The 25477-nt window shown below is 71.0% G+C and carries 20 protein-coding genes; 17 read left to right on the plus strand and 3 right to left on the minus strand.

The features are described from left to right. Nucleotides 1-252: 252 nt before the first annotated feature. From typA to ACZ42X_RS04985, 11 genes are all read left to right on the plus strand, one after another. Nucleotides 253-2160: a translational GTPase TypA gene (gene typA, locus ACZ42X_RS04935; RefSeq protein WP_356643115.1), complete on the plus strand. Its 1908-nt coding sequence runs from the start codon at nt 253-255 to the stop codon at nt 2158-2160. A 620-nt stretch (nt 2161-2780) separates the two neighbouring features. Then, a complete protein-coding gene (locus tag ACZ42X_RS04940; protein WP_468284397.1) occupies nt 2781-3767 on the plus strand; it encodes an ABC transporter permease in 987 nt (328 codons plus the stop codon). 96 nt (nt 3768-3863) lie between these two features. Continuing rightward, nucleotides 3864-5672, plus strand: coding sequence for an ABC transporter substrate-binding protein (locus tag ACZ42X_RS04945; protein WP_468284398.1), 1809 nt, complete (start codon nt 3864-3866; stop codon nt 5670-5672). A gap of 118 nt (nt 5673-5790) precedes the next feature. Next, the gene (locus ACZ42X_RS04950; protein WP_468284399.1) at nt 5791-6768 is read left to right on the plus strand and encodes an ABC transporter permease; all 978 of its coding nucleotides are present in this window, start codon (nt 5791-5793) and stop codon (nt 6766-6768) included. Nucleotides 6769-6778: 10 nt separating this feature from the next. Further along, nucleotides 6779-7840, plus strand: coding sequence for an ABC transporter ATP-binding protein (locus ACZ42X_RS04955; protein ID WP_468284401.1), 1062 nt, complete (start codon nt 6779-6781; stop codon nt 7838-7840). A 25-nt stretch (nt 7841-7865) separates the two neighbouring features. Further along, nucleotides 7866-9002 (plus strand): ABC transporter ATP-binding protein, encoded by a 1137-nt coding sequence (locus ACZ42X_RS04960; RefSeq protein WP_468284403.1) that lies wholly within the window; start codon nt 7866-7868, stop codon nt 9000-9002. 211 nt (nt 9003-9213) lie between these two features. Next, nucleotides 9214-10833 carry a peptide ABC transporter substrate-binding protein gene (locus tag ACZ42X_RS04965; RefSeq protein ID WP_468284405.1) on the plus strand — a complete coding sequence of 540 codons (1620 nt, stop codon included), beginning with the start codon at nt 9214-9216 and terminating at the stop codon, nt 10831-10833. A 52-nt stretch (nt 10834-10885) separates the two neighbouring features. After that, complete coding sequence (locus ACZ42X_RS04970) at nt 10886-11809, plus strand: ABC transporter permease (protein WP_361419670.1); 924 nt, start codon at nt 10886-10888, stop codon at nt 11807-11809. Further along, nucleotides 11802-12755, plus strand: a complete 954-nt coding sequence (locus ACZ42X_RS04975; RefSeq protein ID WP_468284407.1) for an ABC transporter permease — start codon at nt 11802-11804, stop codon at nt 12753-12755. The genes ACZ42X_RS04970 and ACZ42X_RS04975 overlap by 8 nt, the downstream gene beginning before the upstream one ends. An 18-nt stretch (nt 12756-12773) precedes the next feature. Then, nucleotides 12774-13766 carry an ABC transporter ATP-binding protein gene (locus tag ACZ42X_RS04980; protein ID WP_361419664.1) on the plus strand — a complete coding sequence of 331 codons (993 nt, stop codon included), beginning with the start codon at nt 12774-12776 and terminating at the stop codon, nt 13764-13766. Further along, nucleotides 13750-14787, plus strand: a complete 1038-nt coding sequence (locus ACZ42X_RS04985; RefSeq protein ID WP_468284409.1) for an ABC transporter ATP-binding protein — start codon at nt 13750-13752, stop codon at nt 14785-14787. Before ACZ42X_RS04980 ends, ACZ42X_RS04985 begins: the two co-directional genes overlap by 17 nt. A 140-nt stretch (nt 14788-14927) precedes the next feature. Here the strand turns inward: ACZ42X_RS04985 and ACZ42X_RS04990 are convergent, their stop codons facing one another. Further along, a complete protein-coding gene (locus ACZ42X_RS04990; protein WP_468284411.1) occupies nt 14928-17075 on the minus strand; it encodes a prolyl oligopeptidase family serine peptidase in 2148 nt (715 codons plus the stop codon). 157 nt (nt 17076-17232) lie between these two features. Here ACZ42X_RS04990 and ACZ42X_RS04995 point away from each other — a divergent pair, with 157 nt between their 5' ends. The 4 genes from ACZ42X_RS04995 to ACZ42X_RS05010 all read left to right on the plus strand — a co-directional run bounded on the left by ACZ42X_RS04995 (nt 17233) and on the right by ACZ42X_RS05010 (nt 20796). Beyond that, entirely contained in the window at nt 17233-17427 is a 195-nt protein-coding gene (locus ACZ42X_RS04995; protein ID WP_355364084.1) for a hypothetical protein, read from the plus strand. 9 nt (nt 17428-17436) lie between these two features. Beyond that, nucleotides 17437-18381, plus strand: a complete 945-nt coding sequence (gene mshB, locus ACZ42X_RS05000) for an N-acetyl-1-D-myo-inositol-2-amino-2-deoxy-alpha-D-glucopyranoside deacetylase (protein WP_468284414.1) — start codon at nt 17437-17439, stop codon at nt 18379-18381. Then, on the plus strand, nt 18378-18746 hold the full coding sequence (locus ACZ42X_RS05005; RefSeq protein ID WP_468284416.1) for a DUF6113 family protein: 369 nt from the start codon (nt 18378-18380) through the stop codon (nt 18744-18746). The genes mshB and ACZ42X_RS05005 overlap by 4 nt, the downstream gene beginning before the upstream one ends. A gap of 151 nt (nt 18747-18897) precedes the next feature. Next, nucleotides 18898-20796, plus strand: a complete 1899-nt coding sequence (locus tag ACZ42X_RS05010) for a peptidoglycan binding domain-containing protein (RefSeq protein WP_468284418.1) — start codon at nt 18898-18900, stop codon at nt 20794-20796. Nucleotides 20797-20871: 75 nt separating this feature from the next. On the opposite strand, the gene ACZ42X_RS05015 is transcribed toward ACZ42X_RS05010, so the two are convergent. Continuing rightward, the gene (locus ACZ42X_RS05015) at nt 20872-21414 is read right to left on the minus strand and encodes an SMI1/KNR4 family protein (RefSeq protein WP_468284420.1); all 543 of its coding nucleotides are present in this window, start codon (nt 21412-21414) and stop codon (nt 20872-20874) included. A 340-nt stretch (nt 21415-21754) separates the two neighbouring features. On the opposite strand from ACZ42X_RS05015, the gene ACZ42X_RS05020 reads away from it, so the two are divergent. Beyond that, nucleotides 21755-23740, plus strand: a complete 1986-nt coding sequence (locus ACZ42X_RS05020) for a CARDB domain-containing protein (protein ID WP_468284422.1) — start codon at nt 21755-21757, stop codon at nt 23738-23740. Nucleotides 23741-23868: 128 nt separating this feature from the next. Then, entirely contained in the window at nt 23869-24627 is a 759-nt protein-coding gene (locus ACZ42X_RS05025) for a PepSY domain-containing protein (protein WP_468284424.1), read from the plus strand. A gap of 18 nt (nt 24628-24645) precedes the next feature. Here ACZ42X_RS05025 and ACZ42X_RS05030 read toward each other — a convergent pair whose 3' ends face one another. Next, a complete protein-coding gene (locus ACZ42X_RS05030; RefSeq protein WP_468284426.1) occupies nt 24646-25473 on the minus strand; it encodes a transglutaminase family protein in 828 nt (275 codons plus the stop codon). Nucleotides 25474-25477: the final 4 nt, after the last annotated feature.

The raw sequence follows: 25477 nt of genomic DNA on the forward strand, positions 1-25477 counted from the left end.
CTCAAGTCGCTTGCCCACCGGACACCCCGGTGGGCAAGCTCACGTCCGGCCCCCGCAGGCCCTCCTCACCAGCACCCCCCAGTGCCGCACACCAGCTCCACCAGACACATGTTCGCGCTTCCCGAATGGGCCGGGAAGCCGCTTCCGCGTGTGCCCCGTACCATGGAACACAGCCGTGGCGCGACCGCCCGGCGGGCGTACGAGGACCAAGAGACGCCGCACCCACGATTTTGAGAGAAGCGCCAGCCACTTATGCCCACGCGCCACGACATCCGTAACGTCGCCATCGTCGCCCACGTCGACCACGGCAAGACGACCATCGTCGACGCCATGCTCAAGCAGGCCGGTGCCTTCGCCGCGCACCAGCTCGACTCGGTCGACGACCGCATGATGGACTCGAATGACCTGGAGCGTGAGAAGGGCATCACGATCCTCGCCAAGAACACGGCGGTGAAGTACCACCCCAAGGACGGCGGGGCGCCCATCACCATCAACATCATCGACACCCCCGGCCACGCCGACTTCGGCGGCGAGGTCGAGCGCGGTCTGTCGATGGTGGACGGCGTGGTGCTGCTGGTGGACGCCTCCGAGGGTCCGCTGCCGCAGACCCGCTTCGTGCTCCGCAAGGCCCTCCAGCGCCGGATGCCGGTCATCCTCTGCATCAACAAGACGGACCGCCCGGACTCCCGCATCGACGAGGTCGTCAACGAGACGTACGACCTCTTCCTGGACCTGGACGCGGACGAGGAGCAGATCGAGTTCCCGATCGTCTACGCCTGCGGCCGCGACGGCATCGCCTCGCTGACCAAGCCGGAGGACGGCACCGTCCCGGCCGACTCCACCAACCTGGAGCCGTTCTTCTCCACCATCCTGGAGCACATCCCGGCCCCGGTGTACGACGAGGAGGCCCCCCTCCAGGCCCACGTCACCAACCTCGACGCCGACAACTTCCTCGGCCGCATCGCGCTGCTCCGCGTCGAGCAGGGCGAGCTGCGCAAGGGCCAGACGGTCGCGTGGATCAAGCGTGACGGCTCGATCTCGAACGTCCGCATCACCGAGCTGATGATGACCGAGGCGCTCACCCGCAAGCCGGCCGAGGTGGCGGGCCCCGGTGACATCTGCGCCGTCGCCGGTATCCCCGACATCATGATCGGCGAGACGCTGGCCGACCCGGAGAACCCGATCGCGCTGCCGCTGATCACGGTCGACGAGCCGGCGATCTCGATGGTCATCGGTACGAACACCTCGCCGCTGGTCGGCCGCGGTGCCACCGGCAAGGGCGCCGACAACAAGGCCGCCGTCAAGGACCGCAAGGTCACCGCCCGCCAGGTGAAGGACCGCCTGGACCGCGAGCTCATCGGTAACGTCTCGCTGCGCGTCCTGGACACCGAGCGCCCCGACGCCTGGGAGGTGCAGGGCCGCGGTGAGCTGGCGCTGGCCATCCTGGTCGAGCAGATGCGCCGTGAGGGCTTCGAGCTGACCATCGGCAAGCCGCAGGTGGTCACCAAGGAGATCGACGGCAAGGTCCACGAGCCCGTCGAGCGCATGACCATCGACGTGCCCGAGGAGCACATGGGCGCCGTCACGCAGCTCATGGGCGTCCGCAAGGGCCGCATGGACAACATGTCCAACCACGGCTCCGGCTGGGTGCGCATGGAGTTCGTCGTGCCGTCCCGCGGCCTCATCGGCTTCCGTACCGAGTTCCTGACCCAGACGCGCGGCACGGGCATCGCCCACTCCATCCACGAGGGCCACGAGCCGTGGTTCGGCACCCTGCAGACCCGTAACAACGGTTCGCTGGTGGCCGACCGCTCCGGCGCGGTCACCGCCTTCGCGATGACCAACCTCCAGGAGCGCGGCGTCCTCTTCGTGGAGCCGGGCACCGAGGTGTACGAGGGCATGATCGTCGGTGAGAACTCCCGCTCCGACGACATGGACGTCAACATCACCAAGGAGAAGAAGCTCACCAACATGCGGTCGTCCTCGGCCGACTCCTTCGAGGCGATCGTCCCGCCGCGCAAGCTCTCGCTGGAGCAGTCGCTGGAGTTCTGCCGCGACGACGAGTGCGTCGAGGTGACGCCGGAGGCCGTCCGCATCCGCAAGGTGAACCTGGACCAGCGCGAGCGCGCCCGCGCCGCCTCGCGCGCCAAGCACGGCTGACCGAGCCGCGGTACGGCTGAGCCGTACGTCCTTGTACCGAACGGCCGTTGGGGTTTCGACCCCGGCGGCCGTTCGGCGTTCCCGGGCCGGGAAGATGGGGCGGAGGGCGGGAGCGGACCGGAGAGGGGCCCTCCGGACGAGTCCTAGGGCTGCGGACGCGCCCGCGTCAATGCCTTTTCCCTGCCGAAGCGTCCGCATATCGACCGTCGCTCTCCGGAACGTGGTCTAACGGTCCGTTTCGCGGGTGTCTGTCTGGACTCACTTTGTCCGGATTTCGGGCTTCGGGGTCTTGGCGATGTTGTCAAAACGAGACCCTTTAAGTGTGGTTTACGGCCCGGCTGTACTTAATAGTTGGCTCCATTGAGCTCGGGTCAATGGGTCACGCACTGTGGGGAGTGCGCCGACTCACGAGCACACCGGGGTACTTGGGGATCTCGCCGTCAGGGGTGTCGGCGGGATGCCGCGTATCCCTGTTGCGGTAACAAGTGAACTCATGAGGAGGACCCCATGCGTGGTGCCATAAGCACCGATCGGGTCGTGTCTGCGGTAGTGATCCCCACGGGGGCGGAACGACCGTGACAAGTCCAGCGCAGACCGAGGGCGCTGAAGCGTCCGCCGTCTTGGAAGTAGTTGCCCCGTCGAAGGACGAGGCGTCGTCGGCCAAGGACCCCGCCGGGCTCTCTCCCGGGCAGTTGATGTGGCGTCGATTCAAGCGTGACCGCACCGGAGTCGTCTCCGCTGTGATCGTCATCTTCTTCTTCGTCATCGCTCTCCTCGCCCCGCTCATCGCGAAGGTGTACGGCAAGAACCCGTACACCCTCTACGGGCAGGAGACCATCGGACTCCTCGACGAGTTCTCCATCCCGACCGGGTCGTTCGGCGGTATGTCCGGCGAGTTCTGGTTCGGTATCGAGCCCATCCTGGGCCGTGACGTGTTCACGCAGCTGCTCTACGGCATGCGTACGTCCATCTACACGGCTCTGGCCGCGACGATCCTCATGGTCGTCGTCGGCGTGGTGATGGGCCTGGTAGGCGGGTACTACGGCGGGAAGGTCGACTTCTGGCTTGGGCGGTTCACCGACTTCCTGCTCGGTTTCCCCAGCCAGCTGTTCTTCATCGCGTCGATGCCCGTCGTCGTGGCCGCGTTCGTCAACCCCGAAGAGGAGACGCCCACGGCGTTGCGCGCAGGCGCGATCATCGTGGTCCTCTCCTTCCTGGGTTGGATGGGCCTGTCACGGCTGATCAGGGCCGCGACCCTCTCCCTGCGCGAGCGGGAGTTCGTCGAGGCCGCGAAGATCGCGGGCGCTTCTCCCTGGCGGATCATCCGCAAGGAGCTGCTGCCCAACTTGGTCACCCCGATTCTCGTGCAGGCGACGCTCATGCTGCCCGCCACGATCCTGTCGGTGGCCTTCCTGTCCTATGTGGGTGTCGGCTTCGTCGAGCCCACTCCGGACTGGGGCCGGATGTTCGCCATCGGTGCGGACATCTACGAGCAGGACCCCGCGTACATGTTCTTCCCCGGGGTCGCCATGGTCATCTTCGTCGTGGCCTTCAACCTGCTCGGTGACTCGGTACGCGACGCGTTCGACCCGAAGTCCGGTCGCTGACGTCATACCAGCGGGATAGCTGTCACCTCGCCGCGCACCTGCGGCGTACCCGGACAGCACAGTTGGATCACTACTGACAGATAGGTACTCATCACCATGAGCATCTTTGGCACGCGCGCGGCACGTGCTGCCGTGGTCGTCCTGGCGGCCGGCTCGCTGGCGCTGACCGGTTGCAGCAGCAACAACGGCAACGGCAAGGGCGAATCCCAGTCCAAGGGACACAGCAAGGAGGACGCGGCCAAGCAGGCCGCGGCCGTCTCCTTCGGTGACGCCAAGGCGTCGACCGGCCCGGCGGCGGAGGTCCCGGGCGCCAAGCCCGGCGGCACGATCAACGTCTACCAGACGGACGACTTCTCCCACCTGGACCCGGCGCAGACCTACGTGAGCGACGGCCGTGCCCTCGGCCGCCTCCTCCACCGCGGTCTGACGCAGTACCAGGAGGACGACAACGGCAAGCTCACCGTCGTCGGTGACATCGCCACCGACTCCGGCAAGACCACCGACGGCGGCAAGACCTGGACCTACACCCTCAAGAGCGGTGTGAAGGACCAGAACGGCACCGAGATCACCTCGGCCGACGTCCGCCACACCATCGAGCGCCTGTACGCGCCGTTCGTCACCGACGGCCCGGTCTACCTGCAGAACTGGCTGTCCGGTGAGGGCACCACGTACCGCAAGGCCCTGCCCGACGGCCCGTACAAGGGCAAGCACCTGCCCGACACGGTCCTCGCCACGCCGGACCCGAAGACGGTCGTCTTCAAGTTCAAGGAGCCGCAGGCGGACCTCCCGCAGGCGCTGGCCATGGTCGGCTACTCCATCGTGCCGCAGAAGGCCGACACCAAGGAGAAGTACGACACCGCCCCCAGCTCCCTCGGCCCCTACAAGATCGCCGAGTTCAAGCCGGGCAAGTCGATGAAGCTCGTCAAGAACCCGCACTGGGACCCGAAGACCGACTCGGTCCGTCACCAGTACGTCGACGGCTTCGACATCGCCTTCAACCTGGACGACGAGGCCCAGACCAAGGCGATCCTCGCGGACCGCGGTGAGGCCCAGAACGCCATCCAGCTGACCGGCACGGTCGCCACGACCCAGGTCCGCAACGTCATCTCCAACCCGGACGCGAAGAAGCGCACCATTCAGGGCTACCAGCCCTACGTCTGGCAGCTGAACTTCAACCTCGACCGGATGAAGGACAAGAAGGTCCGCGACGCCATCGCGCTGGCGATGCCGAACGCGAACGTCTTCCAGCCTGACGGCGGCGCGTACGGCGGCGAGATCGCCACCGGCCTGATCGCCCCCACCGTGCCGGGCTTCGAGAAGGACTACGACCCGTTCGGCAAGCTGAAGAAGCCGCTCGGTGACGTCGAGAAGGCCAAGAAGCTGATCAAGGAGGCGGGCGCCGAGGGCAAGAAGGTCGTCTACGCCTACGCCAACACGCCGAAGCGTCAGCAGCAGGCCGTGGTCATCGAGAACGCGCTCACCAAGATCGGTCTCGACGTCCAGAAGAAGGAGATCGACGGCGCCACCTGGTACGAGCAGGTCGGCAAGGTCGACAACGGTCTCGACCTCTACATGACCGGCTGGGGCCAGGACTGGCCGTCCATGTCCACGGTCATCCCGCCGCTGTTCGACGGTACGCAGCTGCAGGACGGTTCGTCGGTGTACTCCCACATCAACGACCCGAAGGTGAACGCCGAGATCGCCCGCATCAAGAAGATCACGGACCCGGCCGAGGCCCAGAAGGCGTGGACCGAGCTGCACCACGACATCGTGGAGCGCATCAACCCCGCGGCTCCGCTGTACTTCACCAAGTCGCTGCAGATCCAGGGCTCCAACGTGGGCGGTGCGCGCTACTCGCACGAGATGAGCGTCATCGACATCACGCGCCTGTACCTGAAGAAGTAACGACAGCTCAGGCAGGCCGGTTTTCCGGGGGTGTGTGCCCGGCGGAGCGCACACCCCCGGAAAACCCCGGCCCCCGCACGACCCCTCACAGCCGCCGTCCTGAGAGCAGCGACCAGCCATGCTTCGATTCCTTCTGCGCCGGACGCTCGGCGCAGTCCTGATCCTCTTCTTGATCAGCGCCTTCACGTTCTTCATGTTCTTCGCCATCCCGCAGGACCCCGCCCTGCTGGCCTGCGGCAAGAACTGCACGCCTGACGCGCTGGCCATCATTCACAAGAACCTGGGCCTGGACCAGCCTGTGCCGGTGCAGTTCTGGGCGTACATGGTCGGCATCTTCGCCGGACGCGAGTTCTCGGTCGGCTACTGCGCGGCCCCCTGCTTCGGTGTCTCCTTCGACAACCAGCAGATGGTGTGGGACACGATCATCGACCGTCTCCCGCTGACGGTGTCGCTCTCGCTCGGCGGCCTCGTCGTCTTCCTGACGGTCGGCCTCGCCGCCGGCATGATCGCCGCCTGGCGCAGGGGCACCGCCGTCGACAAGATCTTCAGCGGCGGCTCGCTGGTGCTGTCCTCGATGCAGATCTACTTCCTCGGCCCGGTGGTGCTCGGCATCTTCGTCTACAGCACGGGCTGGCTCAACAAGCCGAAGTACGTGCCGTTCAGCGAGAGCCCCGGCGGCTGGTTCATGGGCCTGCTGATCCCCTGGCTCGTGATGTCGGTGATCTTCACGGCCAACTACACGCGTATGGCCCGCTCGACCATGATCGAGCAGCTCCAGGAGGAGCACGTCCGCGCCGCCCGCGCCAAGGGCATGTCGGGCCGCTTCGTCTTCTTCCGTTACGCGTGGCGCGGCTCGCTCATCCCCATCGTCACCATCCTCGGCATGGACCTGGGCGCGTTGTTCGGCGGCGCCATGGTCACGGAGCTCACCTTCGGCCTGGCGGGTATCGGCCGCCTCGCCCGTGACTCGGTCGTCGACAAGGACCTGCCGCTGACCATGGGCGTGATGGTCTTCAGCGCCGCCCTCATCCTTCTGTTCAACATCATCGTGGACGCCTTGTACGCCATCATCGACCCGCGCGTGCGTCTGTCCTAGGAGAACGACCGTGACCACACTCACCAAGACCGAGGACGCCCCGGCCCCGACCGAGCCGGACGCGTTCCTGTCGGTGCGCGACCTGCGTGTCCAGTTCTCCACCGAGGACGGCATCGTCAAGGCCGTGGACGGGCTCTCCTTCGACCTCCAGCCGGGCAAGACCCTGGGCATCGTCGGCGAGTCGGGCTCCGGCAAGTCGGTGACCAACCTGTCCATCCTGGGCCTGCACAACCCGCGCTCCACCACGATCACCGGCTCCATCGAGCTGGACGGCGAGGAGATCACCGACGCCCCGACCAAGCGGCTGGAGACGCTGCGCGGCAACAAGATGGCGATGATCTTCCAGGACGCGCTGACCGCCCTGTCGCCGTACTACACGATCGGCCGCCAGATCTCGGAGCCGTTCCGCAAGCACACCGGGGCCAGCAAGAAGGAGGCCCGCGACCGGGCCATCGAGATGCTCGGCAAGGTCGGCATCCCGTCGCCCGAGACGCGCGTCGACGACTACCCGCACCAGTTCTCCGGCGGTATGCGCCAGCGCGCCATGATCGCCATGTCGCTGGTCTGCAACCCCGCGCTGCTCATCGCCGACGAGCCCACCACGGCCCTCGACGTGACCGTGCAGGCGCAGATCCTCGACCTGCTCAAGGACCTCCAGCAGGAGTTCGGCTCCGCGATCATCCTGATCACCCACGACCTCGGCGTCGTCGCCAACATGGCCGACGACCTGCTGGTGATGTACGCCGGCCGGGCCGTGGAGCGCGGTTCCGTGCGCGAGGTGCTCAAGGCGCCCCAGCACCCGTACACCTGGGGTCTGCTCAGCTCCATGCCCCGCCTGTCCGGAGACGTCAACGAGCCGCTGCGCCCGATCCCCGGCTCTCCGCCGAGCCTGCTGAACCCGCCGCCCGGCTGCCCGTTCCACCCGCGGTGCGAGTTCCGGGACCTGGTCGAGGGGGACCGCTGCGTGACCGAACGCCCGCTGCTGCCCGCGGGACGGGGCTCGGCGTGCCACATCGCGCCCGAGCGGAAGCAGCAGGTTTTCATCGAGACGATTCAGCCCCGGCTGGGCTGACGACCGGCGACTGGGGCTAAAGACCATGAGCGAGAACAACACCACCAAGGCCGCCGGCGAAGCGGTGCCGCAGCAGCGCGACCGGTCCTCGGCCGAGCCGCTGCTGGTGACCAAAGGACTGACCAAGCACTTTCCGATCATGGGGGGCTTCCCCATCAAGCGGAAGGTGGGCGCGGTCCAGGCCGTCGACGGCGTGGACCTGACCGTCTACCCCGGCGAGAGCCTGGGCCTGGTCGGCGAGTCGGGCTGCGGCAAGTCGACCACCGGCAGGCTCCTCACCCGCCTGCTGGAGCCGACCGGCGGCACCATCACCTACCGCGGCCAGGACATCACGTACGCCAAGCGCAAGCAGCTGGCGCCGATCCGGTCCGAGATCCAGATGATCTTCCAGGACCCGTACGCGTCGCTGAACCCGCGGCAGACCGTCGGCACGATCATCTCCGGGCCGATGGAGATCAACGGCATCAACCCGCCCGGCGGCCGTGAGAAGCGCGTCCGGGAGCTGCTGGAGATCGTCGGGCTCAACCCCGAGCACTACAACCGCTTCCCGCACGAGTTCTCCGGCGGCCAGCGCCAGCGCATCGGCGTGGCCCGGGCGCTCGCCCTGGAGCCGAAGCTGATCGTCGCGGACGAGCCGGTCTCCGCGCTGGACGTCTCGATCCAGGCGCAGGTCGTCAACCTGCTCCAGGACCTGCAGCGGGACATGGGCATCGCGTTCGTGTTCATCGCGCACGACCTCGCCGTCGTACGCCACTTCTCCGAGCGCGTGGCCGTGATGTACCTGGGCAAGGTGGTGGAGGTCGCGGACCGCGACTCGCTCTACAACCGCCCGCGCCACCCGTACACGCACGCCCTGCTGTCGGCGGTGCCGGAGGCGGACCTCGACACCGAGCGCCGGGAGCGCATCCGCCTCTACGGCGACGTGCCGTCCCCGATCATGCCGCCGTCCGGCTGCCGCTTCCGTACGCGGTGCTGGAAGGCGCAGGACATCTGTGCGAGCGAGGAGCCGCCGCTCGTCCAGGTGGAGGGCAACCGCGACGGCCACCTGACGGCGTGCCACTTCCCGGAGGAGCCGACGACCGAGGCGCGCGGCGAGGACATCGTCCTCGACCCGGCGCTGGCCGCCCTGGAGGCGGAGGCGACGCCGAAGAAGACGGTGTAGCGCCACGGCGCAGCGCCGCACTCCGGCGCCGTACGCACCCGAGGGACCCGCACCGCCGCACCCGCGGCGGGACGGGGCCCTTCGCGTGCCCCCGCCACTCCTGCGGACGCGATGGGCGTGCGGGCCCGCCCGGTATGCGGTGGTATGTGGGTCCAGGCCGGGACCGAGGACGGAGGCCCGGGGACCGACGACCCCCCACGGGAGGCACCCCATGCGCGGAGCCACGCACGTCAGGTCGGCCGCATGCGCCGTGGCCGTCGCCCTCGCGGCGACCGCCTGCGGCGGAGGCGCCGCCGGCGGTGGCGCCGACGGGATCGTGCGCTCCTCCTGGGGCGACCCGCAGAACCCCATCGAGCCGGCCAACACCAACGAGGTCCAGGGCGGCAAGGTCCTCGACATGGTCTTCCGCGGTCTCAAGCGGTACGACCCCGAGACCGGCGAGGCGCGCGACCTGGTGGCCGAGAAGATCGAGACGACCGACTCGAAGAACTTCACCATCACCCTCAAGCCCGGCTGGACCTTCAGCAACGGCGAACCCGTCACCGCCCGCTCCTTCGTCGACGCCTGGAACTACGCGGCGCACATCGACAACAAGCAGAACAACGCGCCCTTCTTCAGCGACATCGCCGGCTACGACGACGTCCACCCCACCTCCGGCGCCCCCCGGGCCAAGACGATGAGCGGACTGGTCGTCAAGGACGACCGCACCTTCACCGTGACGCTCAAGGACACCTTCTCCAGCTGGCCCGAGACCCTCGGCTACCACGCGTTCGTCCCGCTGCCCCGCGCCTTCTTCACCGACCACGACGGCTGGCTGGACAAGCCGGTCGGCAACGGCCCCTACGCCGTGGAGTCGTACCAGAAGGGCTCCGCCATGAAGCTGCGCCGCTGGGACGGCTACCGGGGCCCCGACAAGGCGCGCAACGGCGGCGTGGACCTCGTCGTCTACACCGACAACAACACCGCCTACACCGACCTGATGGCGGGCAACCTCGACCTCGTCGACGACGTCCCCGCGCAGCAGTTGAAGAACGCCGCGAACGACCTCGGCGACCGCTACATCAACCAGCCCGCCCTCATCCTCCAGACCCTCGCCTTCCCGATGTACCGGCCGGAGTGGGCCAAGCCCGGCATGGAGAAGGTCCGCCGCGGCCTGTCCATGGCCATCAACCGCGACGAGATCACCCGGCAGATCTACCAGGGCACGCGCACGCCCGCGAAGGACTGGACCTCCCCGGCCCTCGGCCGCGAGGGCGGCCACACGCAGCTGTGCGGCGACACGTGCGCGTACGACCCGGCCCGGGCCAAGAAGCTCATCGAGGAGGGCGGCGGCCTGCCCGGCGGACGGCTGACGCTCACCTCCAACGTCGACACCGGCTCGCACCGCGCCTGGATGGACGCCGTCTGCAACAGCGTCAACAACGCGCTGGACAAGGGGCCCGTCTGCACCGTCGACCCCGTCGGCACCTTCGCCGACTACCGCAACCGCACCACGACCTTCCGGATGTCCGGCCCCTTCCGCTCCGGCTGGCAGGCCGACTACCCGCTCATCCAGAACTTCCTCCAGCCGCTGTACTACACCGGCGGCTCCGCCAACCACGGCAAGTTCAGCGACCAGCGGTTCGACGCGCTCGTCGACAAGGCCAACCGCACGACCGACCAGGCCCAGGCGGTCAAGGACTTCCAGGCCGCCGAGCGGATCCTCGCCGAGCAGATGCCGGTCATCCCGCTCTGGTACCAGAACGGCAGCGCCGGCTACTCCGAGCGCCTGTCCGACGTGGCCCTGAACCAGTTCAGCGTCCCGGTCTACGACCGGATCAAGGTCAGCTGACGCCCGCGCGAGCATTCCGCCCGAACCGCGCCCGACGACGACCGGAGCTCCCATGGGACGCTATGTGATCCGGCGGCTGCTCCAGATGATCCCGGTGTTCATCGGCAGCACCTTCCTCATCTTCTTCATGGTGTACGCCCTCGGCGACCCGGTCGCCGCGCTCTTCGGCGACCGCGAACCCGACCCCGCCACCGCCGCCCGCATCCGCGCGGAACTCCACCTCGACGAACCCCTGTGGAAGCAGTACCTGCTCTACATGGGCCAGATCTTCCGCGGCGACTTCGGCACCGCCTTCAACGGCCGCCGCGTCACCGAACTGATGGCCTCCGCCTTCCCCGTCACCCTCCGCCTCACCCTCGTCGCCATCGTCATCGAGGTCCTCATCGGCATCACCCTCGGCGTCGTCAGCGGCCTCAAGCGCGGCCGCCCCCTCGACACCGGCCTGCTCGTCCTCACGCTCGTGGTGATCTCCGTCCCCACCTTCGTCTCCGGCTACCTCCTCCAGTACCTCCTCGGCGTGCAGTGGGGCTGGGTGCGCCCCTCGGTCTCCCCGGACGCCCGCTTCGACGAACTGCTCCTGCCCGGCACCGTGCTGGCGCTGGTGTCCCTGGCGTACGTCACCCGCCTGAGCCGTACGTCCATCGCCGAGAACATCCGCGCCGACTACGTCCGCACCGCCATCGCCAAGGGCCTGCCCCGCCACCGGGTCATCACCCGGCACGTGCTGCGCAACTCGCTCATCCCCGTCGTCACCTTCATCGGCGCCGACATCGGCTCGCTCATGGGCGGTGCCATCGTCACCGAGCGGATCTTCAACATCCACGGCGTCGGCTACCAGCTCTACCAGGGCATCCTCCGCAACAACGCGCCCACGGTCGTCGGCTTCGTGACGATCCTGGTCATCGTCTTCCTGGTGGCGAACCTGCTCGTCGACCTGCTGTACGCGGTCCTGGACCCGAGGATCCGTTATGCCTGAACCCGCACGCGACCGGTTCGACGCCGTCGCCCCGACCGGCGCGGGCGGCGCCATGGACCTCGCCGTCGCCGAGGCCGGCACGCTCGGGGCCGACGACCGCCGCCCCCGCTCCCTGTGGAGCGACGCCTGGCACCAGCTGCGCCGCAACCCCGTCTTCGTCGTCTCCGCCCTCCTCATCGTCTTCCTCGTCCTGATCGCCCTCTGGCCGCAGATCCTCACCTCCGGCGACCCGCTGCGGTGCGACCTGTCCAAGTCACAGCAGGGCCCGGCGCCGGGTCACCCGTTCGGGTACGACACCCAGGGCTGCGACGTCTACACCCGTACGGTGTACGGCGCGCGCGCCTCCATCACCGTCGGCGTGTGCGCCACCCTCGGCGCCGCGCTGCTGGGCAGCCTGCTCGGCGGGCTCGCCGGCTTCTTCGGCGGCTGGTCGGACGCGCTGCTGTCGCGCACCGCCGACGTGTTCTTCGGCATCCCCGTCGTCCTCGGCGGCCTGGTGTTCCTCTCCGTCGTCACCAGCTCCACCGTGTGGCCCGTGGTCGGCTTCATCGTGCTGCTCGGCTGGCCCCAGGTCGCCCGCATCGCCCGCGGCGCCGTCATCACCGCCAGGGAGCACGACTACGTCCAGGCCGCGCGGGCGCTCGGCGCGGGCAGCGGACGCATGCTGCTGCGCCATGTCGCTCCCAACGCCGTCGCGCCCGTCATCGTCGTGGCGACCATCGCGCTGGGCACGTACATCGCCCTGGAGGCCACGCTGTCCTTCCTGGGCGTCGGCCTGCGCCCGCCGACCGTCTCCTGGGGCATCGACATCTCGAACGCCGCCCCGCAGATCCGCAACGCCCCGCACATGCTGCTCTGGCCGGCCGGAGCCCTGTCCCTCACCGTGCTCGCCTTCATCATGCTCGGCGACGCCGTGCGCGACGCCCTCGACCCGAAGCTGCGCTGATCCCCAGGAGCCGCCGCCATGTCCGACACCCTGCTGGAGGTACGCGACCTGCGCGTGGAGTTCCGTACCCGCGACGGGATCGCCAAGGCCGTCAACGGCGTCTCGTACGCGGTCGACGCCGGCGAGACCCTCGCCGTGCTCGGTGAGTCGGGCTCCGGCAAGTCCGTCACCGCGCAGGCCGTCATGGGCATCCTCGACACGCCGCCGGCCCGGATCACGGGCGGCGAGATCCTCTTCAAGGGCCGCGACCTGCTCACCCTCAAGGAGGACGCCCGGCGCCGGATCCGCGGCGCCGAGATGGCGATGGTCTTCCAGGACGCCCTGTCGGCGCTCAACCCGGTGCTCACCGTGGGCGACCAGCTCGGCGAGATGTTCGTCGTCCACCGGGGCATGTCCAGGCGCGACGCCCGCGCCAAGGCCGTCGAGCTGATGGACCGGGTCCGCATCCCGGCGGCCCGCGAGCGGGTCGGGCAGTACCCGCACCAGTTCAGCGGCGGCATGCGCCAGCGCATCATGATCGCCATGGCGATGGCGCTGGAACCGGCCCTCATCATCGCCGACGAGCCCACCACCGCCCTGGACGTCACCGTCCAGGCCCAGATCATGGAGCTCCTCGCCGAGCTGCGGCGCGACCTCGGCATGGGACTGATCCTCATCACCCACGACCTCGGCGTCGTCGCCGACGTCGCCGACCGGATCGCCGTCATGTACGCGGGCCGGATCGTCGAGACCGCGCCCGTCCACGACCTCTACCGGGCCCCCGCCCACCCCTACACCGCCGGGCTGCTCGACTCGATCCCGCGCCTGACCGACAAGGGCAGGGAGCTGTACGCCATCAAGGGCCTGCCGCCGAGCCTGCTGGACATCCCGCCCGGCTGCCCCTTCCACCCGCGCTGCCCGCGCGCCCGCGACGTGTGCCGCATCGACGAACCGCCGCTCCACGAGGTGTCCGACGAGCGGGGCAGCGCCTGCCACTTCTGGAAGGAGACCCTCCATGCCGCCGATTCTTGAGGTGCGCGGGCTCGTCAAGCACTACCCCCTCACCCGGGGCGTCCTGTTCAAGAAGCAGACCGGCGCCGTCAAGGCCGTCGACGGCGTCGACTTCACGCTGGACGCGGGGGAGACGCTCGGCATCGTGGGGGAGTCCGGCTGCGGCAAGTCCACCCTCGCCCGGATGCTCGTCAGCCTCGAACGGCCCACGGCCGGGCGGATCCTGTACAAGGGCGAGGACATCACCCGGCTCTCCGGCCGCGCCCTCAAGGCCGTGCGCCGCAACATCCAGATGGTGTTCCAGGACCCGTACACCTCCCTCAACCCGCGCATGACGGTCGGCGACATCGTCGGCGAGCCGTACGAGATCCACCCCGAGGCCGCACCGAAGGGCGACCGGCGCCGCCGGGTGCGCGAACTGCTCGACGTCGTCGGCCTCAACCCCGAGTACATCAACCGCTACCCCCACCAGTTCTCCGGCGGCCAGCGCCAGCGCATCGGCATCGCGCGCGGCCTCGCCCTGCGCCCCGAGGTCATCGTGGCCGACGAACCGGTGTCCGCCCTCGACGTCTCCGTACAGGCGCAGGTGATCAACCTGCTGGAGCGCCTCCAGGACGAGTTCGGCCTGAGCTACGTCTTCATCGCGCACGACCTGTCGATCGTGCGGCACATCTCCGACCGGGTCGGCGTGATGTACCTCGGCAGGATCGTCGAGACCGGCACCGACACCGAGATCTACGACCACCCCACGCACCCGTACACCCAGGCCCTGCTGTCGGCGGTGCCGGTGCCCGACCCGGCGGCGCGGGCGTCGCGGGGTGAGCGGATCCTGCTCACGGGTGATGTGCCGTCCCCCGCCGACCCTCCCTCCGGGTGCCGCTTCCGCACCCGCTGCTGGAAGGCGCGCGACACCTGCGCCGTGGAGGTGCCGCCGCTGGCCGTGCCGGTGCCGCTGGCGCACCGGGAGGGCCCGGCGCGGCACGACTCGGCCTGCCACTTCGCGGAGGAGAGGCGGGTGGTGGCGCCGGGGCCACGCGCCTGACGGCCGTTCAGGGCTTAACAGCCGGGTAACGGCGCGGACTTCGCTCCGATATACGGACACGCCAGCCTGGAGAACGTACGGCCGTGCGGGTGCCGTGGACCGGCCGGGGCGCAGTGATCTCGCCCCGGCCGGTCGCCTTCTCAGGCCAGGTTCAGCGACCGCTTCAGGAAGTCCACCTGGAGCAGCAGCAGGTTTTCGGCCACCTGCTCCTGCGGCGTCATGTGCGTCACGCCCGTGAGCGGCAGCACCTCATGGGGCCGGCCCGCCGCCAGCAGCGCCGACGACAGCCGGAGCGTATGGGCCATCACCACATTGTCGTCCACCAGACCATGGATGATCATCATCGGCCTGGCCGGCTCCTGCGGCGCCACCAGACCGTCGTCGCCCACCAGCGAGTTCGCCTCGTACACCTCCGGTGCCTCCTGCGGCATCCCGAGGTACCGCTCGGTGTAGTGCGTGTCGTACAGGCGCTGGTCGGTCACCGGCGCCCCCACCACGCCCGCGTGGAACACGTCCGGCCGCCGCAGCACGGCGAGACCGGCCAGCAGGCCGCCGAACGACCAGCCCCGGATCGCCACCCGGTCCAGGTCCAGCGGGAAGCGGTCCGCCAGCCCGTGCAACGCCTCCACCTGGTCGTCCACCGTCAGCGTCAGCCGGTCCTTGACCGCCTTCTCCCAGGCGGGCGAGCGCCCCGGCGCGCCCCGCCCGTCCGCCACGATCACCGCGAACCCCTGGTCGGCGAACCACTGCGACGTCAGGTGCGCGTTGTGCGCGGCCAGCACCCGCTGCCCGTGCGGCCCGCCGTACGGGTCCAGGAGCACCGGCAGCGGCCCGTCGCCCTCCTCGTACCCGCGCGGCAGCAGCACGGCGCACGGGATGCGGTGCGGGCCCGACTCGGTGAGCGTCAGGCGCGGCGACAGCACCGGCGTCTCGGCGTACGACGCGATCTCCGCCACCGGCTTGCCGTCGCGCAGCACCCGCACGGTCTGCCCCGGCGCGCCGGGCCGCGACGACGCCAGGACCGTCACCGCGCCGCACCGGACCGCCGAGTGCACCCCCGCGCCCTCGGACAGTCTTTCGACGCCGAGTTCATTGACCCGGTACACATGAATCTCGCCAATTTCCGGATCCGGCCCGGGCGCCTCCTCGCCCGCCGACGCCTGGACGAGTACATCGTTGTCGCCGACGTCCAGCACGGCCCGCAGCTGCGTCTGCGCCCCGGTCAGCGCGCGGTCGCCGACCGCCAGCACCCGGGCCCCCGCCTCGTCCGCGATCCGCACCAGCCGGCCGTCCGGAGCCCAGGCGGGAACCCCCGGCAGCAGCTCCAGCCACACCGGGTCCTCGTCCACGTGCACCGTCCGCGTCGCCCCGGAGACCGTGTCCACCGCCAGGTACGCCTGCGTCCGCTGGTCCCGCGCCTGCACCAGCAGCAGCGGAGCCCCCGCCGACGACCAGTGCACCCGCGCCAGGTACGGGTAGCGCGCCCGGTCCCACTCCACCTCCGTACGGGACCCGTCCAGCCCGAAAAAGCACAGCCGTACGTCGGCGTTGGCCGTGCCCGCCGCCGGATAGGCCACCTCGGCCGGCCGCCGCTCCGGATGCGCCGGGTCCGAGATCCACCAGCGCTGTACGTCGCTGTCGTCGACCCGCGCGACCAGCAGGCGGTCCGACTCCGGCGCCCACCAGAAACCGCGCGAGCGGCCCATCTCCTCGGCCGCGACGAACTCCGCGAGCCCGTAGGTGACGTGCGCGTCCTCCGGTTCCGCCAGGGCCCGGTCGCCCTCCCCGTCCGCGCCGGTCACCCGCAGCGCGCCCTGCGCCACGTACGCGATGTGCCGGCCGTCGGGGGAGGGGCGCGGGTCGATCACCGGCCCGCGCGCGGTCAGTTCGCGCGCCGTCCCGGCGCGCAGCTCCGCCGCGAACAGGCGTCCGGACAGCGCGAACGCCGCCAACTCCACCGCGCCGTCCACCGCGTAGCCGACGATGCCGCCCGCACCCTCCCGGCTGCGCTCGCGGCGCGCCCGCTCCTCCGGCGGCAACTGCTCCTCGGCGCCGCCGAGCAGCGCCTCCGGGTCGGCGGCGAGGCGCTCGCGCGGCTCGCCCTCGAGGTCGAGCAGCCACAGCTGGTGGGCGCGGTGGGTGGAGTCGGGGGAGCGGAGGAAGACGACCCGGTGACCGTCGGGTGAGACGGTGAACGCCCGGGGTGCGCCGAGGGTGAAGCGCTGGGTCCTGGCGTACTGACGGGGGAACGAAAGCTGTTGCCTTGAGGTCTGTTGCCTGGAGGTCATGCGTCCGAAACTAGCGGTCGTGCGCCCCCATGTGCTGCCGTGCACCGATCGATGCGTGAGATCGGATAGTTATGATCCGTACGGCCAGATGGGTATGTACCCTCCGGCACATGCGCGCTGCCCGGTCCGACGTGAATATCTATGGAGGTGAACCGCCGTGGCACTCTCGATTTCGGTGGTTGTGCTGCTGGCGATCGTCGTCTTCCTGCTGATCAAGAAGTCGGGGCTGAAGGGCGGGCACGCGGCCGTCTGCATGCTGCTCGGCTTCTACCTGGCGAGCTCCTCCATCGCGCCCACCATCAGTGAGCTGACCACCAACGTGGCGGGCATGATCGGCGGGATCAAGTTCTAGGGTGTCCGTATGACGGAACTGCCCTCCCGTCGTCTGCTCCTGGTGCACGCGCACCCCGACGACGAGTCGATCAACAACGGCGCCACGATGGCCAAGTACGCGGCCGAGGGAGCCCAGGTCACCCTGGTGACCTGCACACAGGGCGAGGAGGGCGAGGTCATCCCGCCCGGCCTCGCCCATCTCGCACCCGACCGGGAGGACCGGCTGGGCCCTCATCGCGTCGGCGAACTGGCCGCCGCGATGAAGGAGCTCGGCGTCACCGACCACCGCTTCCTGGGCGGACCCGGCCGCTTCCGCGACTCCGGGATGATGGGCGCCCCGCAGAACCACCGCGACGGCGCCTTCTGGCACACGGACGTGGACGACGCCGCGCCGTACCTGGTCGAGGTCATCCGCTCCGTACGGCCTCAGGTGCTCATCACGTACGACCCCGACGGCGGCTACGGCCACCCCGACCACATCCAGGCCCACCGCGTCGCCATGCGCGCGGCCGAACTCGCCGCCGAACCCGCCTACCGGCGCGACCTCGGCGACCCCCACGAGATCGCCAAGATCTACTGGAACCGGGTGCCGCGGGCGGTCGCCGAGGAGGGCTTCGCACGGCTGCGCGCGGCCGGCGCCTTCCCGGAGGTGGCGGCGGTCGAGGACGTACCCGGTCTCGTGGACGACAGGCTCGACGACGCCCTCGTCACGGCGGAGATCGACGGAAGCGCGTACGCGGAGCGGAAGGCGGCCGCGATGCGGGCGCACGCCACGCAAATCACCGTGGAAGGCGCGTTCTTCGCGCTGTCGAACAAGCTGGGCCAACCCCTCTTCACCACGGAGTACTACCAGTTGGTGCAGGGCCGCTCCGGCGCGCCCGCCGGGGAGCGGGAACGCGACCTGTTCGCGGGGCTCTCGGGGCTTGCAGCGCTCCCTGGGCGCGCGGGGCACGCGGAAGGGACCGGGGCGTGAGCGCCGCACGCGCCGCCTCGTACGCAGGCCTCGCCGTCCTCGGCTTCCTGGTGGGCGTCGCGGGCTCGCTGGTCCAAGGCGCCTGGGTACCGGGCGGGTTGCTGCTCGCGCTGGCGGGCACCGCCGGCCTCTTCTACGGCGCCCTGCGCCTCACCGGCACCCCGGTGGGCGTGGGGGCGGCCGGGGCCGGTTGGCTCGTCGCCGTCCTGCTGCTGAGCCGCGGCCGCCCGGAGGGCGACGGGGCCTTCGCGGGCGGCGTCGTCGAGCTGGTCTACCTGCTGGGCGGGATGGCGGTCGCTGTGATCTGCGCCACCATGGTGCGGGTGCCGCCATCGGGCGGCCCGAGCGGCCGACTTGGCGTGTGACGTGCCCGGACCCGCCGGACTTCGTCCGGAATGACCGTTCCGGTTCTCCCGGCCACGGGGTACGTCCCGGCGGCGGCCAGTATGGTGGTGCGCGCCGCCGGGCGCCCGCGGGTGTGAGTGCGGGCGGCGGAGCCAACCGGGAGAACCTGCTTTGAGTCGTGAAACTGACAGTTCGTCCTCCGGCCCCCAGGGGCGCGGCGGAGCCGCGTACCCCTCGGGTACACCGCCGTACGGATCGCGCCAGTACGACGCTCCGGAGGAGGCGGCCCGGGCCGTCGCGGAGCCGGACGAGCCCAGGACCGAAACCACGCTGACGACGCGCATCCGGATCAACATCCCGGGTTCGCGGCCGATCCCGCCGGTCGTCATGCGCAAGCCGATGAGCGAGGCGGACGCCGGGGCCGGGACCCCGGCGGACGCGGCGGCGCCGGAGCCCGCCGGGGACGCGCCGCAGGCGCGCTCCCAGGCCCCGTCGCAGGGCCAGGCGCAGGCACAGGTCCCGTCACAGGGCCAGGCGCAGGGCCAGACGCAGGGACAGGCTCCGGCGCAGGACAAGCCGGCGAGCGACTGGTTCGCCCCGCGCAAGCCCCCCGCGCCCGCCCCCGAGCCCGCCGCCCCCGCGCCTCAGGCGCCCGCACCCGAGGCGCCCGCGTCGGCCCTCCGGGACCTCGTGGGAACGGTGGACGCGCCGGCGTACGGCCCAGGGCGAGGCCCCGGCCAGGGCGGCGGCCCCAGCGGGCCGACCACCGGCCCGGCGACCGGCTCCATGAACACCGTCCCGCGCATGTCGGACGACACCGCCGTACTGACACCGCAGAAGCCGGCCCCCGAGCCCGCGGAGCACGCCTACGCCCCGGCGCCGGGTCCGGTTGCTCCGGCTCCGGGTCCGGTGGGTCCGCCGCCGGGCGGGCACGTCTCCGGGGACACGCTGACCAGCGGCCTCCCGGTGATCCCCGCCGACCACGGCGCCCCGTCCCCGTCCCCCTCGCCGTTCCCGGTGACGGGCCCGGCCCAGGTGGCCGCGCCCCACGCCACCGCCGAGCCCGCCGCCGCCCCGGCGCCCGCGCGGCCGGCCCCCGCGGCCGCCCCGGTCCCGAAGAAGAAGGGCCGCTCCAAGCTGGTCCTGCTCGGCGCGGGCGTCGTGGGCCTGGCCGGTGTGGCGTACGGCGCCGGCCTGCTCCTCAACCACGCCGAGGTCCCGAAGGGCACCACGGTCCTCGGCGTCGACATCGGCGGCGGTACGAAGGAGGAGGCGGTCCAGAAGATGGAAGCCGCCTTCGGCAAGCGCGCCACCGCCCCGCTCCAGCTGTCCGTGGGAGGCGAGAAGGAGGAGCTGGCCCCGGACAAGGCGGGCCTCTCCCTGGACGCCGAGGAGACGGTCCGCGCGGCCGCGGGCAGCGACTACAACCCCGTCTCCGTCATCGGCTCCCTCTTCGGCGCCGAGCGCGCGGCCCAGCCGGTGTTCCCGGTCGACGAGGAGAAGCTCGGCGTCGCCCTGACCGACCTGGCGGGCGCCTCCGGCTCGGCCACCGAGGGCACGATCACCTTCCAGCCGAACAAGCCCGTCGCGGTCCCGGGCAAGGCCGGCAAGTCGCTCGACGTCGCGCGCTCGATGATCTCGGTGCGCGACGCGTACCGTGCCCAGGTCGAGACGGGCAAGGAGAACGTCGTCGAGCTCCCCGTCACCACCAAGCAGCCGACGATCACCCAGGCCGAACTGGACCGGGCGATGAACGAGTTCGCCAAGCCGGCGATGTCCGGCCTCGTCACGATCAAGGCGGGCGGCAAGCAGATCCAGTTCGGCCCGGGCCGCTCGCTGCCGAAGATCCTCTCCATGAAGCCGGTCAACGGCCGCCTGGTCGAGGTCTACGACAAGAAGGCGATCAACGACCTGCTGGACGGGGTCTTCGACGGCGTCATGATCACCAAGGCGGACGGCAAGCAGCACCAGGTCTCCGCCGACGACGTCGCCCACGCCCTCCAGACGGCCCTGCTGGGCAAGACCCCGGCGGAGCGCACGGAGGAGATCGACCTCGACGGCGAGGGCTGACCCTCACGTACGCGGAAGAGCCCCCGCCCGGATCGGGCGGGGGCTCGCTGCGTCTTCGCGGCGCGAGGGGCGCTCTCACAGGATGTCGGCGTTCGGCGTGAACGTGTGAGGCCCGTCCGCCAGGTCGCCGACGTAGCAGGACGCGACCTCGCCCGTCAGCACCCCCACCAGGAAGCCGGCGTACGTCAGGGCGTGGTGCTCCCACTCCGGCCCTCGCCCTTCGTTGAGCAGCACCGTCCACTCCGCGGGCTCCTGCCCCGGCCCGGCGAGCCAGTACAGGTAGTGGCCGGCGCCCTCGACGTAGGCCCAGGGGATCACCCGTGCGCCCTCGGCCTGGAGTGCGGCGGGCTGGGGCTCGCCGAGGGACCAGAGCCTGGCCAGTGCGTCATGGCATGCATCGGCCTGGGCGAGGAGGTCGTAGTCCTCGTCGGAGCAGCCCGGCTCGAGCACCCAGATGGTCTCGTCGAAGACCCCGCCGCCGTACGTCTCGATGATCCGCTTGTAGTCGTCGGGCAGCGGACTGCCGAGTGCGGCCTCGACAGGCGCCCAGTCGGGGCTCCGGCGGGTCGAGGGGGGAGGCACGAGAGCGGTGAGCCGGGCGAGGGAAGGGTGCGTCATCGTCTCTTCTCGGGCAGGTCGGCCGCGACAGGCCCGAACGCCTCCCCGAGAGTGGGCGGTTCGGTCCACTGAATGCTTATGCGAAGAGCGTTTCATGTGCCCGAGGAGCCGATCAACTCGCCCGCGGGCTGGGGGAGTCCCTCACTCGCGCGAGTGGATCCCCGCGTCCAACGAGCGCAGCGTCGCGAGCCGTTGAGGCGCCGCCGTGGCGGTGGTCCGAAGCTTTGGCCGGTCACGACGACAGGCAGGCAGAGAGGTCCGCATGTCCACGATGGTTTCCCCTCCACGAAGAGCGCCGGGACGAGCCGCGAGAGACCGCCGGCCCCGGCGCCTCGCACGCATGGGGGCCGCGATCGCCGCGGCCCTCGCCCTCGTGCTGGCCGTGCCCGAGAGCGCGCTGGCCGCGCCGGGCGACCTCGATCCCACGTTCAGCGGCGACGGCAGGGTCCTCACCGACTTCGGCGGCGAGGAGGAGGCCGTCGGCGTGGCGCTGCAGTCCGACGGCGGGATCGTCGCCGTGGGCACCGACATGTCGGACGGCGCGGGCAACTTCGCGCTGGCCCGCTACCGCCCGGACGGCAGTCTGGACACCGGCTTCGGGGACGGCGGCCGGGTGGTCACCGACGTCTCCGGCGGCGGTGGCGACGCCGCCAACGCGGTGGCGGTGGCACCCGACGACAAGATCGTCGTCGTCGGACGCACCGAGAACCTCGAACAGGGCGGCTGCTGCTGGTTCACGGTGGTCCGCTACCACCCGGACGGCACCCTCGACACCGGCTTCGGGGACGGCGGCGTCGTGATCGCCGACTTCGGCTCCGGCGGCGCGGACGACGCCACCGCCGTGGGCGTGCAGCTCGACGGCCGGATCGTCGCCGCGGGATCGACCGGCGGCCGCGTCGCGCTCGTACGCTACCTGCCGGACGGCACCCCCGACCCGGGCTTCGGCGGCGACGGTACGGTCATCACCGACTTCGGCTCACAGGTCGGGGCCACGGCCCAGGACCTGGTGCTGTACCCGGACGGCCGGATCGTCATCGCCGGGTACATCGGGCTGGACATCTCCTTCGACTTCCTCGTGGCCCGCTACCTCCCGGGTGGCGCCCTCGACCCCGGGTTCGGCGACTGCGCCCTCCTGTGCGGGACCGTGACCACCGACTTCGGCCAGGCGGAGTTCGCCCACGGGGTGGCGCTGCAGCCCGACGGCGGCATCGTCGCCGTGGGCACCAGCGACGGCAGCACGGCCATGGCCCGTTACGACTCCGACGGCGACCTCGACCCCGGCTTCGGCAACGGCGGCAGGGTGCTCACCTCCGGCGTCCAGGCCTACGACGTGGCGGCGCAGCCCGACGGCCGGATCGTCGTCGTCGGCTTCACGAACGGGAACTTCCTGGTGGCCCGCTACAACCCGGACGGCAGCCCGGACACCGGGTTCGGCACCGGCGGCAGGGTCACCACCGACTTCGGCGGCGCCGACGCCGCCTACGCGGTGGCGCTGCAGCCCGACGGCCGGATCGTCGCCGCCGGCCGCGGCGGGCCGAACGCCGACTTCGCGCTCGCCCGCTACCTCGGCGGCGGGGGCGACGTACCGCCCCCGCCCCCGCCGCCCACCCGCGTGGACCTCTCCGTCACCAAGTCCGGCACCGGCACCGTCAGCCTGGGCGACCGGGCCACCTACACCGTGACGGTCACCAACTCCGGCAGCTCCACCGCGCCGGCGACCGGCGTCACCCTGACCGACACCCTCACCGGGGCCGGCGCGACCCTGGTGTCGGCGACCTCCCCCCAGGGCAGCTGCACCCTCCCGACGGCCACCCGCGCCGAGTGCACGCTGGGGACCCTGGCCCCCGGCACGAGCGCCACGGTCACGGTGGTGGCCGAACCGCGGTCCACCGGCACCCTGACCGACACCGCCACGGTCGACGCCACCACCGAACCCGACGACCCCGACCTCGGCAACAACACCGCCACGGCGACCACCAGCGTGAACAACTCCCGCGGCTGCACGATCATCGGCACCAGCGCCGCCAACACCCTCTACGGCACCAGCGGCAACGACGTCATCTGCGGCCTCGGCGGCAACGACACCATCCGCTCCGGCAACGGCTACGACACCGTCTACGGCAACCACGGCGACGACTGGATGGACGGCGGCAACCAGAACGACACCCTCAACGGCGGCCCGGGCCGCGACACGCTGCTCGGCAACTACGGCAACGACCGCCTCACCACCACCGACAGCGTCTCCGGCAACGACACCGCCAACGGAGGCCCCAACTCCGACACCTGCACCACCGACCCCGGCGACACCCGCATCAGCTGCCCGTAACGGGCGAAGCCCCAGCCGTCACCGGAGCCCCGACCACACGGACGCGGGCCCGGTGACGGCTTCGGCCGATCGGGTTGGCTTCCGCTCCCTCCGCATGGCGGCCCCGCCCCGGCGGTACGGGTGGCCACATGAGCGTGACGAACCGCACCCTCCGTGTCCGTGCCATCGCCGCCGTGTGCGCCCTCGCCGGTTCCGCCGCGCTGGTCACCGCCTGCGGGGCCGAAGAGGTGACCCGGGCCGGCGCCGCCGCGCCCACCCCCACGCACGCGACGCCGAGCCCGCGCCTCACCCAGGACCAGGCCGAGCGCAAGGCCCTCGTCCCGGCGGCCAAGGTCGGCTGGGACAAGGCGGCCGCCACGGCGGTCGGCGAGGTGCCGCGGGGCAAGCTCGTGGAGATCGAGCTCAAGCGCGTGACCGCCGCGAGCCCCAGCCCCGGCTCGCCCAGCCCCGGGGACACCGCCAACCCGTTCAACCCGAGCCCCGCCACGCCGACCCCCGCGAGCCCGAGCCCCGGCACCAGCCCCACACCCGGCGCGCCCGAGTGGGTCGCCAAGGTCGCCGGCACCGACGGCACCGTACGCACCCTCCACATCGACGCCGTCACCGGCAAGGTGACCCGCTCCCAGGTCGAGCCCGGCCAGGACGCCGACGACAAGCGCGAGCTCACCGACCGGCTGGGCCGGGCCGGGCGGACCCCGCAGCAGGCCGTGAAGACCGCCACCGACAAGAAGAAGGGCACCGTGACCGCGGTCCAGCTGGACGAGGACGACGCCAACCGCCTCATCTGGTCCGTCGACGTCGTCACCACCAAGGACTGGTACAAGACGACGTACGACGTCGACGCGGCGAACGGCCGGATCCTGCGCGAGCACGTCGACCGCGACTAGGGCCCGACGGGACGGCGGTCAGTTCAGCATCGCCCGCGCCGCCCGCGCCAGGTCCCGGATCTTCCCCGCCGCCACCGGCTCGACCCCCGCCACCACCTCCGCGTACGCGTCCATCTCCGCCGCACCCGCGACGAAGTCGCCCCGCTGGATGAGCAGCTGGGCGCGCTCGTACCGCAGCCGCGCCGGATGGGTCGGCAGCAGCAGGGACAGCTCGACCGCCCACAGCGCCACGTGCGAGCACTCGGGCCGGGCGGCCGCCCAGGCGCGGATGTTGTTGAGGATCCGCAGCACGACGTCCAGCGGGTCGGCGGGGCGCAGCATCGACGGGCGCAGCGGCTCGCCGGTCGCGCCCGCCACCAGCAGCTCCACGTCCGTACCGGTCAGCAGCCGGCCCCGGTCGAACGGGTCCACCAGGACCCGCTCGTCCGGTCCGCCGAAGCCCACGACGAAGTGGCCCGGCAGCGCGACGCCGTGCACCGGCGCGCCCGCCCGCCGCGCCACCTCGATCCAGACGACGGACAGCAGGATCGGCAGGCCCCGGCGGCGCCGCAGCACCTCGTGCAGCAGCGACGACTCCAGACGCTCGTAGTCGCCGGGCGTGCCGTGGAAGCCGCACCGCTCACCGAGCAGTTCGGCGAGCGCGGCGGCCCAGTCGCGCGGCTCGCGCAGGCCGTACGGCACCAGCCCGGCCAGCCGGTCCAGCTCGATCTCGGCGGCGTCGATCCCGGCCTCGCCCAGCTCCGCGTCGGCCTCCGCGCCCACCAGCAGGCACAGCGTCGCCAGGTCCGGCCGTTCCTCGCGGGCCGCCTCGGCGAACCGGCGCTGCCATTCGCTCGTGTGTTGCATACCG

The sequence above is a fragment of the Streptomyces sp. NPDC030862 genome (genome assembly GCF_055571835.1).

Coding starts and splice junctions, on each gene's coding strand:
- ACZ42X_RS04950 (WP_468284399.1), top strand. CDS start 5,791: ATGCTTCGATTCCTTCTGCGCCGGACGCTCGGCGCAGTCCTGATCCTC.
- ACZ42X_RS04985 (WP_468284409.1), top strand. CDS start 13,750: ATGCCGCCGATTCTTGAGGTGCGCGGGCTCGTCAAGCACTACCCCCTC.
- ACZ42X_RS05020 (WP_468284422.1), top strand. CDS start 21,755: ATGGGGGCCGCGATCGCCGCGGCCCTCGCCCTCGTGCTGGCCGTGCCC.
- mshB (WP_468284414.1), top strand. CDS start 17,437: ATGACGGAACTGCCCTCCCGTCGTCTGCTCCTGGTGCACGCGCACCCC.
- ACZ42X_RS04975 (WP_468284407.1), top strand. CDS start 11,802: ATGCCTGAACCCGCACGCGACCGGTTCGACGCCGTCGCCCCGACCGGC.
- ACZ42X_RS05025 (WP_468284424.1), top strand. CDS start 23,869: ATGAGCGTGACGAACCGCACCCTCCGTGTCCGTGCCATCGCCGCCGTG.
- ACZ42X_RS05015 (WP_468284420.1), bottom strand. CDS start 21,414: ATGACGCACCCTTCCCTCGCCCGGCTCACCGCTCTCGTGCCTCCCCCC.
- ACZ42X_RS04960 (WP_468284403.1), top strand. CDS start 7,866: ATGAGCGAGAACAACACCACCAAGGCCGCCGGCGAAGCGGTGCCGCAG.
- ACZ42X_RS04945 (WP_468284398.1), top strand. CDS start 3,864: ATGAGCATCTTTGGCACGCGCGCGGCACGTGCTGCCGTGGTCGTCCTG.
- ACZ42X_RS04970 (WP_361419670.1), top strand. CDS start 10,886: ATGGGACGCTATGTGATCCGGCGGCTGCTCCAGATGATCCCGGTGTTC.
- ACZ42X_RS04965 (WP_468284405.1), top strand. CDS start 9,214: ATGCGCGGAGCCACGCACGTCAGGTCGGCCGCATGCGCCGTGGCCGTC.
- ACZ42X_RS04990 (WP_468284411.1), bottom strand. CDS start 17,075: ATGACCTCCAGGCAACAGACCTCAAGGCAACAGCTTTCGTTCCCCCGT.
- ACZ42X_RS04980 (WP_361419664.1), top strand. CDS start 12,774: ATGTCCGACACCCTGCTGGAGGTACGCGACCTGCGCGTGGAGTTCCGT.
- ACZ42X_RS05030 (WP_468284426.1), bottom strand. CDS start 25,473: ATGCAACACACGAGCGAATGGCAGCGCCGGTTCGCCGAGGCGGCCCGC.
- typA (WP_356643115.1), top strand. CDS start 253: ATGCCCACGCGCCACGACATCCGTAACGTCGCCATCGTCGCCCACGTC.